Here is a 13,993-nt window from a genome sequence, read left to right as displayed (position 1 = left end):
AAGATCACCAAGAATGGAGCATAGCTATGAACAATTTTAGCATTAAGAAGAAAGCGGATTTAGCGCTGCTCTTTTCGGCTATTGGAATACTTGTCGCTTTTCCCTTTCATGATACGTTTGCAGGAGGCCTGCTTTTTTCATTGTTCAGTGCCGCAACGATTGGCGGGCTGGCCGATTCCTTTGCGGTGAGCGCGTTGTTCGGCAACCCATTGCGGATTAGATGGCCTGCCTGGATGGGAACGAATATTATTTCCCGCAATCGGGAGCGCTTGATCGGCGAGCTCGTTAAGATGGTCCAGAACGATCTGCTGACCATCCCGAATATCAAGGAACGGCTGGATGAATACAACATCGCCGATGTGCTTGTCACTTATTTGAAGCAGCATGGCGGCGAAGAAGGCATTAACGATATTTTGCAGCAGGTGGCAAATGACGTCATTACGACCATCGATTTGCAGGAGCTGTCCAGAACCGTACAAACCTTCCTGCTCGAGCATGCGGATGCGATTCCGGTGGCGAATATTGCTGCGGATGCGGGCGACTGGACGATCAAGAACGGTTATGATGACCGCATTATCGAATTCATGATCCCGGAGCTGATTAAAATCGTAAAGTCGGCCGCATTCGGTTCCGTTATCGATCAAATCATAAATTCGGCCATCCGCTCCTATGAAGGGGATAAATTCAGACGTAAATTGATTGATGTTACAGCGGGGCTGGAAGCAGCCAATCTAAGCGGAAGATTGCAGGAGTGGCTGGTATCCTTTCTGGAAAAATTCCATTCCGGGGATCATCCGCAGCGCAAGCAGCTTAAAGCATTCATCGCCAATTTTGTTGCGAGACTGCGCACGGACGAACAGCTGCGCGACCGGATCGAAGCAGGCAAAGAAACGCTGCTGGCAGCAGTGAAGGCGGATCTCAAGCTAGACGTCTACATCCAGCGCGGCCTTGAGTCGCTTCGCCAAGCCGCGGCGGAGAATGCGGAGGGGCAGCTTGCCCGTTATCCTTGGATCAAAGAGAAGGTGCGCGAAGGCGTTGCTTACCTGGAGGGAAATGACGAGCTGCTCGCGCGGCTTGATCATTACGTGAAAACCACGCTGCTGAAATGGATGGAGCAGAAGCATTCGTACATCGGCAAAATCGTTACCGACAAGCTGAACAGCTTCTCCGAAGAGGAGCTTATCGAGCTCGTGAAAGAGAAAGCGGGACGGGATCTGCAGTACATCCGGATAAACGGAATCGGAGTCGGCGCGCTTATTGGCGTCGTGCTGCATCTAGCGACCTTTTGGATAGGAGGGCAAGCATAAATGGCAATGAGGAAAAAAGCGAACCGCAGCTTGATATTGTTGGCGATCTTGTTCGTTATGGCCGCCTGCTGCTTGTATGTGTTCCCTGACCGGTGGTGGACGCGGATGCTGCTCTACACGACCGAAGCCGGGCTTGTGGGCGCATTAGCCGATTTGTTCGCGGTAACGGTGCTGTTCCGTCATCCGTTTGGCTGGAAATGGATCCCTCATACGGCGATTATCCCCAAAAACCGCGATAAGCTGATTGAAGGTGTCGCAAATATGGTTGAGCAGCAATTGCTCAGCAAGGATTTGCTTAAGGACAAGATAAAGCAAATCTCGCTGGTAGAGATCGGAATTTCCTGGATTGACCGGCGCCCAAGCGGCGTGCTCGCCGAGCAAGGCTGGAGACTGGCAGCGGGACTGCTCGCTAAGTTGGACATTAAAGGACTCTCCGTTCAATTAGATGAGAAAGCACGCAAAAGCATAGGGAAAGTCAACCTGTCGCCTTATGCGGGCAAGGCGCTGAAATGGGTCATGGACAACGGGAATTTCCAAAGCTGGCTCAGCCAGATCGTAGAGTTTGCTGCAGAACGTGCGGCAGATGAAAAAACGAAGCTCGTTATACGCGAGCTGCTCGGGAAAGAAAAGGAGAAGTTCGTCAACCAAGGCAGTATTTTCTCCAAATGGCTCAAAAAAATGGCAGTGGAAATCGCGGAGTCGACCAATGCGCTTAATCTCGACGATGCGACAAATGTGCTTTATGAGGATTTGCAGCTGTTGATTAATGATCTGCGAAATCCTCGGCATGAGCTTCGCGTATTGCTGGAGAGCATGGTCCATCAGCTTGCCGACAATATGCAAAACCGCGAGGATGTGTCTGCCGCAGTTAACGAGTGGAGGGATGAGCTGATCGAGAAAGTCTCATTGCTGCCGACGATCGAAGCCGTAATGGGCAATTTGAAGCATCTTCTGATTACCGATCCCGGGATGCAGCTTGCGGTAAAAGAGAAACATACGGTCAACCAATCCGATATCAAAAATCTGATCAATCAGTTCGTTGCATCGTATTGGGAATGGTTTAAAGGGAACGAAGAAACCAAGGGCTGGCTGGAGCAATACGCGCAGAGCTTCGCGGGCAAGATGATTGAGACGGAGCATACGATTATCGGGATCATCGTGCGGAAGACATTGGACAGTTTTACCGAGCAGAAGCTGGTGTACTTTATCGAGAGCAAGGTCGAAACCGATCTGCAGCGCATCCGGTTAAACGGAGCCTACATCGGCTCTGCGCTGGGCGCAGCTTTTTATCTACTGTTGTACGGGGTATATGAGCCGTTATTGAAGCTGCTATAAAAAAGAAGGAGTGTCCTGATCACAGGGCACTCCTTTTAAGTATATAAAGACTTGAGTAGGAGAAAATCGTAAGAGGAATTGTTTGTTAACAAGGAGAAGCGGGACTATGGATTCTTTGATGAAAGAATTAGAAGACAGGTTGGGCGCAAATGATGATTTCTTCATTCAGCCGGACAAAATTGGCGGGGCGAGCGTCGTATTGATGGGTTTCATCACGTTAATCGATTTAACGAGGACGAAAATTGCCATACATAAAAATTCCGAAAACGCCAGCCGGGAATCTGGATCTGTTGAATCCGTCATGGCTGCGATCGGCGAAATAAGGGAAATCGACCTAAATGAAGCGATCTCTTTATTTTTGGGAGGCAAATTAATCGTTTATTTTGAAAGCGCTGCAGGGTGCGTCATCGTTGATCCGTTCCCGATTGCCTTAAACAGAGCCGTTGAATCGCCTACGAACGAGAATGTGCTGCAAGGTCCGATGAGCTCATTTATCGAGGATATTGATACGAATATCGGAATCGTAAGAAAGCAAATCATCTCGCAGCATATCAAGGTTAAATCTTTCGTGGCAGGGATCGAGCAGCAGAAAAAGCTTTCTCTGATTTATGATGACAGCCATGCCGATCCCGGGTTAGTAAGCAAAATCATGGAGCAGCTCGAGCGCAGCAGCGACAAGGAAATCGATAACCTGCAAAATTTATCGAAATCGCTGGGCTTATCCTCTTGGTCGGCTGTGCCCAAATTCAATACGACGGAATTGCCGCAAGAGGTAGCGAGTGCATTGAAGAAGGGGAGAGTGGTGCTGTTCCTCGACCGCCTGCCGTTTGCGCTTGTGCTTCCTAACCTGATTTGGGACATGTTTTCGATCGAAAATGATCATAACTTTCCGCTCCCGTTAATGGTTATCATACGACTTCTGCGTGTAATCGGCTTGTTGATAACGCTGTTGGCACCCGGCTTATACGTTGCTCTGGTCGCCGTAAATCCGGAGGTTCTCCGAATCGAGCTTGCTTTAACGATTGCGCAAAGCCGTGAAGGCGTGCCTTATCCGGCAATCGTGGAAATCCTCTTGATGCTGGTCGTCTTGGAATTAATTATCGAAGCCAGCACCAGGCTGCCCAAAAGCATCGGTCCGACCATAACGATGGTAGGAGGCATAATATTAGGGCAGGCCGTCGTAGCAGCAAGATTGGTAAGCAATTTATTAATTATCGTGCTTGCGGCCACAACGATTTCGAATTCGACGATTGTCGGATTCCAAAATTCGCTTTCCATTCGGTTATTCAAATATTTAATCGTCATGATGTCCGCTATATTTGGAATTCTCGGACTGCTCGCAGGGTTGGTGTTACTCAGCGGTTACCTTGCAAGCATTAATACGTTCGGCATTTCCTATTTGAATTTCAGTATGAAAAAGGGTGAGACGGGAAATGGATAGAACTCTGCATGTCGTATTAATGTATAGCCTGACCAAACTGGGATTTGTGTTCTTCTTTTATTCGGGCGACATCATCTCAAGCACGACAGAGGGTCATTGGGTTGCGATTATATTGGGACTTGCGCTAAATATGCTAATGGTTTGGACATACATGAAAGGTCTCAGCTTTTTCCCTAAGCAGGATATTATAAGCATTTATCTGGGCATAGGAAAGTGGGCAGCCGGCTTTTTTCTGCTGCCCCTTGTATTTTATTTGCTTGTCGTCAATGTCATCACCATTCGAGCCTTTTCCGAAATCGTAACCCTTGTTTTCCTTGCCAATACACCGATCTGGGCGATCATGGGGCTCCTTGTTGTGATATCGGCTTATCTTGCGACGAATGGAGTCGATGCTATTTTCCGTACGGGCTTTCTGCTCGCTATTCTATTTCTTCCATTCATTTTTTTCGCGATTGTCACTTCCTTTCAAAATGTGGATTACCGCTACTTATTTCCGTTGATTGACCAGAAATTTTCATTTATAACGAAGCCATCCTATTTGCACAGCTTCTCTGCATTTGCCGTGAGCTTCCTGTTTCTAGGATTTGTTCAACCTTATTTCTCCTACAGCCGCAAAAAAGTGATGTTAGCCTTAGCGGCACTGGTTCCATTTTTCTTTATTTCTGTCTATATTCCGCTGCTTACTTTCGGGCAGGCTACCTCCTCAACCTTTAAATTTCCATTCATTATGCTGGTAAGCACGATCCATATTAATTGGTTGATGTTTGACCGGATTACGATGTTTTTGCTGCTGAGCCTCATCACCTTCACGATGCTGTTTATTTCGATCGTACTGTGGGAAATCAGCCGGATCCTGCATCGGAGCCTGCCAAAGGTGAAGCCCAACTATCTTATCATCATGACAGCAGCCCTTATCTATTCGGCTTGCTTGCTCATTAAGAATTGGGAGTCGATCGAGAAGTTAGCGATGTGGAATACGCTGCTGCGGTTTTTTGTTTTTTTAATCATTCCCTGCTCAATATGGTTTATTGGAGTTCGTTCCAGAAGGATGATCAAAGATGAAAGTGCTTAAGACATTTATTATCATAGGCATGGTCTTAACCCTTAGCGGCTGCTGGGATACTATTGATATCAATCACCGTGTATTGCCGGTTGTGATGGGCGTTTCCAAGCAGAACGGCGAATATTTGATCTATCTTCAAATTCCTGAGCCGGGTCAACATACGACGCAAATAAAAATCGTGACCGGAAGCGGGAACACGATCAATCATGCGGTCGATAAGATCAGTGCTAATTTGGAGAATCGCGTGGATTTACTACACGTGAAGGTTGTTTTGATGGACAAGAAATATGCGCAGGAGGGACTCGAAGATACCATTGCCGATTTTATGAGAGGCCGTGACGTGTCGCCTAAGACGCTGGTTACGATATGCGATGAAGATATGGATTATTTTTTTAAAACGGTAAAAAAAATGATGGAGCCCGAAGGCACGACGCTTTATGATTTTTTCGAGAAAAACGCTGGCTGGGATCCGCAAATTGCATTAACCCGGGTTTGGGAAGTATATCGCAGCATTCACTCTTATACGCGAGACGTAGCCATTCCGATCATTCGGTCGGGGAAAACGACCGCCGTTCAGCATATTGGCTCGGCCGTCATAAAAAACGGAAAAATGGTGGGGCAGATCAATTCGGATGAAACGCTGCTCTTCAATGCTTTTAAAGGCGAGAGCACGCAAGGGAAGATTGAGGTGCTGGATCATGCGAGCGTGCTTATCATAAGCAACTCTATGGATACAAAAAGCGTGATGAGCGGCGGTAAGCCTATTTTAAAAAGTGAATTAAAATTGAAGGTCGTTATCTTGGAAACAAAGGGGAACCCGACAAGTGAATTGATCAAGCAGGAGCTTGACGCTATGCTTACGGAGAAGTTCAATCAAATGTTCGCCAAGCTCCAAGCGGGCGGCGCGGATATTTTGGGTACAGGGCAATATTTCCGGCATAAAATTCCGCGGGTGCAGTTGAAAAGTTGGCGTACGGAGTATTACCCAAAGCTAAAGCTGGATCTTCAAGTAAATGCGATTATCGAAAATACGGGATTTCTCAATATGCGTTAGCGCTTCTAGGGGCCCTTCATCCATGGGATTGAGGGCTGCAGCGGCGCGCTTGGAAAAAAACAAACGGAACCTTTGTCTAATCGGTTTTTTTTTGATACAATTCACAAGTCTAGTACTTACAATTTCATAGAATAGCTAATATGGTGCTGCCGTGAAGCAAATCTTCGCAAGCAGCTTAATAGGGAAGTTCGGTCAAAGTCCGACGCGGTCCCGCCACTGTATCGCAGAGCTGACAATCATTTTATCCACTGTCCGGTTAGGACGGGAAGGAGATCGTCGAGCGATGAAGCGAAGCCAGGAGACCTGCCATAAAAGTGCTCTAAAATTCTCACGAGGATGGGAGGGAGATGTTTATTCGTGCTTCAGCGATAGGTAATTTCCTATGCTTTCTTACGCACGTAACAGCCCCAACATCTTTCCATGCGGAAGATGTTTTTTTGTTGCCAAAAAAGAACCAAAAGGAGAGAAAACATTGCTTGCCTTGAAAACATTCCTAAGAAAAAGCTTGCCTGCCATTTTAAGTTTTGTTTTAATCTTTAGTTTATTTGCGCCTCAAGTCAGTAAAGCCGCAGACCATACCGGAAACGCTGCTTTAAATGAAATGATTGGGAAAACGGTCAATTATTATAAAAATAAAAATGAAACCTTGGAATCCTGGTGGGCGATTGTCGCGCTGTGGGGAGCCGGAGAAAATCTGCAGGACGGCACTTGGAAGCTGCCTAGCTGGAAGACGATAGATCCGAAATCTACGGTTTCCGGAACCGAGTATATCCGGTATATTTTTGCATTGCTCGCCATGGGCGAGGATCCGGCTCATGCTTGGGAGACCAACCGTAACCTATACGCGGAGCTTGCCGCGCAGCAAAATCCTGCAACGGGTGCATTTGGTTCAACCAATAAACATATGTGGGCGATGCTTGCGCTCGATACGGGCGCAAAGCTGGGCAGCGATGTAGGCGGGTGGAACGCAGCCGCTAAACAAAAAGCATTAGATTATCTGCTAGGCAAGCAGCTTAGCGACGGCGGTTTCGCATTTTTTGGGAGCACTTCGGAGTCTGACATGACGGGAATGGGTCTGCTGGCGCTTGGAAACTATCAGAATGACAGCGCCGCGCAGCAGTCGATTGAGAGAATAAAAGCATTTTTGAAAACAAAGCAGTTAAACAACGAGCAAGTCATGTACGGGGAAAATTCAAACAGCATGTCCGCCGTTGTCTCGGGTTTGGCTGCCATAAACGAGGATGTATTGTCTGATCCTTGGACGGCCAATGGCAAAAGCGTTCTCGATTCTTTTGCGCTGTACCAGCTGCAGGACGGCACTTTCAAATGGAATGAAAGCGACACCGCAGGCAATGGCATGGCTACCGAACAAGCGCTGATTGCGCTCACCGATATCCAATCGCTGCAAAGCGTATGGTATCGTTTTGCTGAAGCCAAACCGCCGGTTCCGGTAGCAGCAGAACTGCAAGTAGACGGAATTTCCGGACCGATTTACGCCAAACAACAGGTAACGATTAAAAATACGGAAAAACCGGCAACGGCATTGGATTTGCTGAAGCAAGCCCTTGATCTAGCGAATCCGAAAATCAGCTACAAAGTCGTAGACAGCAGCTTCGGATCCTATGTCTCTTCTATTCATGGCCAAGCGGCGGGCAGCCTTGGCGGCTGGGACGGCTGGATGTATGAAGTAAACGGCATCGCGCCAAGCGTAGGAGCAGACGCCTACGAACTGAAATCAGCCGATGTTGTACGCTTCTACTACAGCAGATGGCCGTTGATTTCAACGGCAGCGCAAATCGCAAACGGAGCTGAAAACCCGTCAGTCGAGGTCGCGCTGATTGGAGATGAGTTTACGGAAGATGCGGTGAGCAGTAACAATTGGTCCATTCAAACAGGTAACACGGAGCTTCAGGTAAACGCGATCAGCCTAGATGGAAATAAAGCAACGGTTTCATTTACAGGAACAGCTAAAGGCGGAACGATTACCTTAAAAGCATTGGGCGCTGCGCTTGTCGGCAATACAGACAGCGATGCAATAGCTGTCGTAGTCCCTCGCGTACTAAGCGGTTCAACGGATCAAACGATTGCGATTAACGGGAATGAAAAATCCGTTCTAATCACAGAAGCAGGCGCGGCTCCGCTAACGAATAACGTCAGCCTTACCTTCGCGACGGCTGCTTTGCCTAAGGTAACAGCAGAACGAGGTAACGCATGGCTGGAGATTCCGGTCAATACGGTCGTCACATCGGCATGGAACAAAGTGCTTCAGCTGCCGCAAAATCTTAGCACGACGGAAAGCGGATTGGACGCCAAGTTGAACACCGCGCTATCTTCCGGCAGCAAGAAGGTGGATACCATTGCCGTTCGCATACAAGCAGGCGGTCCGGATAAAATCGAGTTCAACCAGCATGTCACCCTGACCATAAAAGGCCAAGGCGACAAGGAAGCAGGATTCATTGATCAATCGGGTGTATTTACGCCAATAAAAAAATATTCCGATTCGTCAGTGCGGGCAGACGAGGTTTACGCATACAGCCTAAACGGCGATTTGATTATTAAAACGAAACATTTCACCGAGTTTCTTGCTTATACCGCATCGGCATTAACGATTGGCGGAGGCGGCGGCGGTCTTCCGGCAGTTCAAACGATCACGCTTTCCGTTGAAAAACGTTCATTAAACGAGGGGGATGCCGTTGCTCCTTATGCCGTAACATTGTCCGAAGGGGATACGGCGTTCACGGCTCTCAAACGCGCACTGGAACAAAAGGGCGTGTCGCTGAATTATACGGGTACAGGCTCGAGCGTTTATGTCCAGGCGATTGGCGGTCTTGCCGAATTCGACCATGGAACGGAAAGCGGCTGGATGTATTCCGTAAACGGCGTTTTCCCAAAATCAAGCGCGGGAGCGTACACGCTGAAAAACGGCGATGTATTACGCTGGCAGTATACGAAAGATCTAGGTAAGGATCTTGGCGTACCGCTTGAGCCGGGCGAGCCGGGCGAACAGCTGCCTGGTGAGAATCCAGATCCGGCTGTTACCCCGAAATATACCGATGAAGCTGCGATTGCAAGCTGGGCACTGGCTGCCGTAACGAAAGCGACGGAGCTTGGCTTTATGCACGGCACGGGCGCAGAGCATCCGAAATTTGAGCCAAAGCGTCAGCTGACTCGCGCCGAGTTTGCTGCATTAGTCGTTAAATATGCAGGAGAAGAACCGCTGCAGGCTGATTCAGGCTTTAAGGATGTAAATAAACAGGCATGGTATTACGGTTATGTAGCGGCTGCAAAAGAAAAAGGCTTGATGTCTGGCATTTCGGGCACTTCCTTTGCTCCAAGCGAGTCCATTACTAGACAAGAAATGGCTGCAGTCCTCGTTAGGCTTAAGGGCTTGGCCGACGCGAATGCGCCTCAAGCTGCGATTAAGGACCGCGATGCCGTATCGGCATGGGCTGTTCCTTTTGTCAACGTGGCTTACCAAAAAGGCTTGATGACCGGTGATAACGGATTATTCAACCCGCAAGCTCTTGTAACGAGAGAGATGGCGGCGGTAACCATTATCAGGTTGCATGAATTGAAATAATCACCAAGCTGCCTCATGGCTAAGCGTTAGCCGTGGGGCAGCTATTTTCATAAAAGGAGCGTGTTTCTAACAAATGCTGTCTAGAAGCTTGTCGTATCGATGCTTGCTGCTCTTCATGGGCGGTATCGTATTTCTATCCTATATCGGTTCAGCCTTACTGCTGCCGGAGCAAGCGAAGGCAGCTGATCATTACAATGTAAGCACGGAAATCGAACAAGCAGCAGAGCAGATTTTAAACAGCGGCGTGATCAGCGATTGGGAGGCAGTAGGCTTGGCACGTTCGGGAAAGCCGCTGCCCGCAAGCTATTTGAAGCTGCTGACAGATGAATTGAAGGAGAGCGAAGGAGAATTCCGCAAAGTAACCGATGCGGAGCGCATTGCGATTGCTGTCCGGGCTGCCGGAGAGGATGCCGCTTCGTTTGCAGGCTATAATCTTATTGAGAGCATTTATAATCATGCAAAGATGACGAATCAAGGCACCAATGGCCCGATTTTTGCTTTGATTGCTCTGGACTGCGGGAGCTATGACGTGCCTGTGAATGCATTATGGACGCGCGCGAAGCTGGTGGATTGGCTGCTTAACCAGCAAAACGCCGGCGGAGCGTTCCCGCTATCGGAGCAAGGCGAGGATAATTTGGATATTACGGCGATGGCCATAAGCGCGCTCGCTCCATACCAAGAGCAAGCAAACGTAAAGAGCGCGGTCGCCAAAGCCGTATCATGGCTGTCTTCCCAGCAGCAGGTTGACGGAGGGTTTCAAGCCTTCGGCGAAGAGAACAGCGAGAGCGTCGCGCAGGTCATTATCGCTTTGTCGGCCGCGGGCATCAACCCGCTCGAGTCCAGCTTTTTGAAAAAGAACGGGAGTCTCCTGACCAGCCTGCTGCGCTTTCGTCAGGCAGATGGAGGCTTTTCCCATGCCGTAGGTCAGCCTTCAAACGAAATGGCGACGGAGCAGGCATTGTTGGCTTTAGTCGCTTATAACCGGTTTGCGGGACTGGAGCCGGCTTTATTCGACATTTCGGCGGATACGGATTTAACCGGCTTGAAGGAGCAGTTCGTGGATAACGGGCTAATCTCGCCATGGGCCTATGATGCGGTATACCGTGTATTCGAGGCCAAAATCATGGTAGGGGTAAGCGGCACGGAGCTTCGCTTCGATCCGAAGAAGCCGATGACGAGAGCCGGGTTTGCAACCCTGCTCATCAACCTGCTGGAGGAGGCTCCTATGAAGGATGCCGCCGAGTCGTTCAAGGATGTCCGTTCCGGCGCATGGTATTACGGCTCGATTATGCGCGCGAAGGAGCTTGGCATCATTCAAGGCATCACGGCAGATACGTTTAAACCGAATCAGGCGGTCTCGAGGCAGGAGACGGCGATTATGATTGCCAAAGCGTTTGAGCTGAAAGGAAATTCAGACCCGCTGCCTTTCCGCGATGCGAATAGCATCCAAGTCAGCGCCACAGCATACGTCAGCGCGGTATATGCAAACGGTTTGATGCAGGGCTCTAACGGAAGCTTCAATCCAAAGGCGGCCGTCACGAGGGAGATGGCGGCTGTCGTGGCGGATAAGCTGCTGCGGCTGCCTGCAGCGTAATCGAAAGAAACGGGAACGAAAGAGCGATGGTCTCTTTCGTTCTTTTTTATTGCGTTTAGCATCTATAACTATGTGCTTAGGAAATTCGAACCATTTTTGCCTAAATAAACATTTTTACCGTTAGTGTTCTTTATTAAGAATCGGGAGAGTGGTATATTTAATAGGCGGGAAGGTGGTCTGTCCATCCAAAATGATCTGATGTGTTTCGACAAAATCGAGGAGGCTTACATTGAATATATTAAAGTTAATTATAACCCTGCTGCTCGGTATGCAGCTGACGCTGCAGCCAGGCCAGTCTGCGTCCGCAAGCGAGGGAAACGCAAACGGTAATGCGCAAAATTATTACTTGATAGAGCTTTCGCGCTTTGGTATCCATAATGACGGCACGCATCCCGCGGAAACGACGAAAGGGATTAACGAAGCGCTGCGATGGGCGGCCAAGAACGGGAAAACAACGACGTCGCTGCCGTCCGGCACCTATTTGATCGATAAAGCCAGCCGCATTAATATGGTCAGCAGCATGGTCTTTGACCTGCCGATGGATGCCGTGCTGCAGAAGGAAACAAACGATAAAGAAAGCTACCATCTCATGTATTTAGGTTATGGCATTCATGATGTTACGCTCAAGGGCGGCACCTACATGGGGGATAAGGAAACACATAACTATTCTAAAAAAGACCACAAGTACAGCGCAGGAACACATGAAGGCGGATACGGAATCATCTCGCAGGGCGCAAAGAATGTAACGATTGACGGCATCAAAGCGGTTAATTTCACGGGTGACGGTCTCTTGCTTGGCGCGCACGGTACGATGGCCATGGACTTGTATGAGAATCATTTTATTTCGGGTGCGATTGACGATAAGGGGAAGAATGTTTCGAATGCGAAGAAGATCCGTACGAAGCTGCCGCTTACTTTCACCAACGCCATCTTTAAGACAGAGAAAATATTCGAACTAACCAATGCCATTAAGCTGCCCAAAGCTTTCGATATTTTTTTCTATAAAGCGAACGGCGCGTTTATAAAAAAACTTGCGAATGTTAAGGTTAGGGATCTCATTCAAATCCCGGAAGGCGCGACACAGTTTCATCTTGTATTCGACCAAGCGGCTAAGAAAGGCGCTTATGTGGAGTTTTGGAACCGGGCGGTAACCACCAATGCCGTTGTCAAAAATTCCGAATTTGCCTATAACCGAAGACAGGGAATTACTGTCGGGGGAGCAGATAAGGTGCTCATCGAGAATAACACCCTTCACCATATGAAAGGAACGATGCCTCAAGCAGGCATTGATCTGGAGGGCGGATTTGGCGAAAATGGGGACCGCAACAGCAACGTCACCATTAGGAATAACAAGTTTTATAACAACGCCTCCTATGATGTCATTCTTTATGACGGACGCGATGCAATCGTTGAGGGCAACCATTTCGCATCCAAAGGCGTGATCGGCCTTGCCATTTCCGATCCGTTCAAGGGAGCGACGGTAAAAAACAACCATTTTGACGGCACGCGAATCATAGCCGCGCATGATGCATCATTTATCGGCAACAAGATGAATGACGCTTATACGACGATTAGCGGTCCTAACATTACATTCGACGGAATGGAGTTTACGGATTCCATGTTTTCGATCAGCTCCAAGACGGCGTTTGGCGTGAGTGTCTCTAACGTTACGATTAATAACACCAATGGAACCGATTCGGGCTTAGCTCTCTGGGGCAAGCCGATCCATCTGAAGAACGTAACGATTAAGGGCGAAAGCAAGCTGCGGGCGATTTCCGGCGGAGCCGCCGAAGGATCGATTTTCGATAACCTGAAGGTCATCGGCTTTAATACGAACTACGGGCTGTCGCTGCCTCCGGGCACGTACAACAAATGCGTATTCGAGGGCGCGGTGGGAAGCGGGAAATTTGGCTCGATCAATCTTAGCTTAGCGGGCAAATACGTGTTTGACGGCTGCTCCTTCCAATCTCCGGAGACGCTGCAAACGCTGTTGCTGGGGGACCATCCGAAGCTCGATTTGACGGTCAAAAATTCGACTTTCAAGCTGCTGGGCAATGCGCAAGCCATTAGCGTGCAGTCGGCTCAAAACGTGCTGGTGGAAAATAACCAGATCACGGCCGAGAAACTGACCTCAGACAAGACTGAGATTATCCGAATCAATGATTATTGGAAACGAAATGACAAGCATGATGTTCTCAAAGCCGTCATCAGGGGAAATACGATCAGAACGAACATCGCCGCGATTGGCATCGCCACGTTATACGCGGGCACGGGTGCGCCTGCGTATCTCATAGAAAATAACACCCTTTATACGGCTAAGCTGCTTCAAAAGAAAAATGATACCATGAAAAGCAACAGCCTCAATTAATTGCAGTTTATAAGTAGCAGCCCTGACGATTTGTCGTCGGGGCTTTTTTTATGCTCAGGTTCGAATATACGCTATAGGAGAAAATTCACTGGTTTTTAACCGTTTTAGTCTGGTTTTTAAATGGTTTGTTTCATTCTATTCCCTATAATTGGAATGGTATCGCTTACATGCGTAGAGGAGGGAGGCTATAGCCAGCTCGTCAGGAACCAACCGAATTTGAAGCGTGAACTCACAATCAGATTTTCAGGGAG

The 13,993-nt window shown here is 48.6% G+C and carries 8 protein-coding genes and 1 riboswitch; all 8 genes read left to right on the top strand.

Annotation, left to right across the window (positions count from 1 at the left end; all coding sequences use genetic code 11):
- Nucleotides 1–26: 26 nt before the first annotated feature.
- The 8 genes from MRBLPE1_RS05950 (at nucleotide 27) to MRBLPE1_RS05915 (ending at nucleotide 13,742) form a co-directional block, all read left to right on the top strand.
- Nucleotides 27–1,307, top strand: coding sequence for a DUF445 domain-containing protein (locus tag MRBLPE1_RS05950; protein ID WP_364142756.1), 1,281 nt, complete (start codon nucleotides 27–29; stop codon nucleotides 1,305–1,307).
- Nucleotides 1,308–2,642, top strand: coding sequence for a DUF445 domain-containing protein (locus MRBLPE1_RS05945; protein ID WP_364142754.1), 1,335 nt, complete (start codon nucleotides 1,308–1,310; stop codon nucleotides 2,640–2,642).
- 106 nt (nucleotides 2,643–2,748) lie between these two features.
- On the top strand, nucleotides 2,749–4,083 hold the full coding sequence (locus MRBLPE1_RS05940) for a spore germination protein (protein WP_364142752.1): 1,335 nt from the start codon (nucleotides 2,749–2,751) through the stop codon (nucleotides 4,081–4,083).
- Nucleotides 4,076–5,155: a GerAB/ArcD/ProY family transporter gene (locus tag MRBLPE1_RS05935; protein WP_364142749.1), complete on the top strand. Its 1,080-nt coding sequence runs from the start codon at nucleotides 4,076–4,078 to the stop codon at nucleotides 5,153–5,155. Before MRBLPE1_RS05940 ends, MRBLPE1_RS05935 begins: the two co-directional genes overlap by 8 nt.
- Nucleotides 5,142–6,200 carry a Ger(x)C family spore germination protein gene (locus MRBLPE1_RS05930; protein ID WP_364142747.1) on the top strand — a complete coding sequence of 353 codons (1,059 nt, stop codon included), beginning with the start codon at nucleotides 5,142–5,144 and terminating at the stop codon, nucleotides 6,198–6,200. Before MRBLPE1_RS05935 ends, MRBLPE1_RS05930 begins: the two co-directional genes overlap by 14 nt.
- A 124-nt stretch (nucleotides 6,201–6,324) precedes the next feature.
- Nucleotides 6,325–6,525: riboswitch (cobalamin riboswitch) on the top strand.
- Nucleotides 6,526–6,672: 147 nt separating this feature from the next.
- Entirely contained in the window at nucleotides 6,673–9,780 is a 3,108-nt protein-coding gene (locus MRBLPE1_RS05925; protein ID WP_364142744.1) for a DUF4430 domain-containing protein, read from the top strand.
- 73 nt (nucleotides 9,781–9,853) lie between these two features.
- A complete protein-coding gene (locus tag MRBLPE1_RS05920; protein ID WP_364142741.1) occupies nucleotides 9,854–11,374 on the top strand; it encodes an S-layer homology domain-containing protein in 1,521 nt (506 codons plus the stop codon).
- Between the two features lie 229 nt (nucleotides 11,375–11,603).
- A complete protein-coding gene (locus tag MRBLPE1_RS05915; RefSeq protein ID WP_364142738.1) occupies nucleotides 11,604–13,742 on the top strand; it encodes a right-handed parallel beta-helix repeat-containing protein in 2,139 nt (712 codons plus the stop codon).
- Nucleotides 13,743–13,993 lie beyond the last annotated feature (251 nt).

Source organism: Paenibacillus sp. LPE1-1-1.1 (assembly GCF_040676435.1).
Classification (GTDB): domain Bacteria; phylum Bacillota; class Bacilli; order Paenibacillales; family Paenibacillaceae; genus Pristimantibacillus.
The sequence above is the reverse complement of the archived record's forward strand: the minus strand, read 5'-3'. Positions and strand labels throughout refer to the sequence as shown.